Annotated in this window: 1 pseudogene and 1 other annotated feature; the pseudogene reads right to left on the bottom strand. The window is 60.9% G+C overall.

The annotated features are described in order from the left end of the window. Positions 1-129 precede the first annotated feature (129 nt). A pseudogene (locus tag A3A5_RS0123185) lies at positions 130-1,106 on the bottom strand (IS3 family transposase); the annotation flags it as partial. Then, positions 970-1,086, bottom strand: a sequence feature (AL1L pseudoknot). Its footprint overlaps the pseudogene before it by 117 nt.

Genomic DNA, 1,106 nt, shown 5'->3' with positions numbered 1-1,106 from the left:
CGGTTTTGCTGCCAGAAGCGGGGGGCAGAGGCGAGGCCGCCCCCGGGTATTACGCCGTGCAGACACGCGCGCCCGCGTCAGGGCATAGCGTGGATTGAATCGCCCCGGGTTTCGAGGAGGCTGTGTAGTTTAAGTTGATGCTGGCACGACAGCGGTGCTGCTGAGTTGCCGGTAGTAGTTTGCCTCAGCTTCAGCCGGTGGGATATAGCCGAGGCTTTCCATCAGGCGGTGGTTGTTGAACCAGGCCACCCATTCCAAGGTCGCAAGCTCCACGGCCTCACGGGTTTTCCAAGGGCCACGCTTGTGGATCAGTTCGGCCTTGTACAGGCCATTGATGGTCTCAGCCAGGGCGTTGTCGTAGGAGTCGCCACGGCTGCCGACGGACGGTTCGATGCCGGCTTCCGAAAGACGCTCGGTATAGCGAATACTGACGTATTGCGCCCCCCTGTCAGAATGATGAATGAGCGTCCTGTCATCATTTGGCTGACGTGCGTAAAGCGCTTGTTCCAGAGCGTCCAGAACGAAGTCCGTGGTCATCGAAGTGCTGACGCGCCAGCCAACAATGTTGCGGGCGAACACATCGATCACGAAGGCCACGTACAGCCAGCCCGGCCAAGTCGAAACGTACGTGAAATCGCTGACCCACAACTGGTTGGGCTGTGCTGCGTGGAACTGGCGCTTGACGCGATCCAACGGGCACGGCGCCGAGTCGTCTGCCACCGTGGTGCGCTTCTTCTTGCCTCGACGCACCCCCTCCAGGCCAATCTGTTTCATCAACCGTTCGACCGTGCAGCGCGCCACCGCCATGCCTTCCCGATTCATCTGTTTCCAGACTTTGTCCGCACCATAGACCTGCATGTTGCCCTCCCAGACCCGCTTGATTTCGGGCCGCAGACGTTCATCACGAATTGCACGGGCGCTGCGTCGCGACGGATCGCGAAGCCGTGCGGCATGGCGCCGATAGCATGACGGGGCAATCTGCAAGACTTGGCAGATCGGCTCGACCCCGAAGGCATCTCGATGCTCATCGACGAAGGCCTTCAGGACTTGAGCCGGCGGTCGAGCTCCGCCTGGGCGAAAAACGCGCTGGCCAGCTTCAGGATCTC

It is taken from the genome of Cupriavidus sp. UYPR2.512, from assembly GCF_000379565.1.
Lineage (GTDB): Bacteria > Pseudomonadota > Gammaproteobacteria > Burkholderiales > Burkholderiaceae > Cupriavidus.
This window is presented reverse-complemented; position numbering and strand designations above follow the sequence as displayed.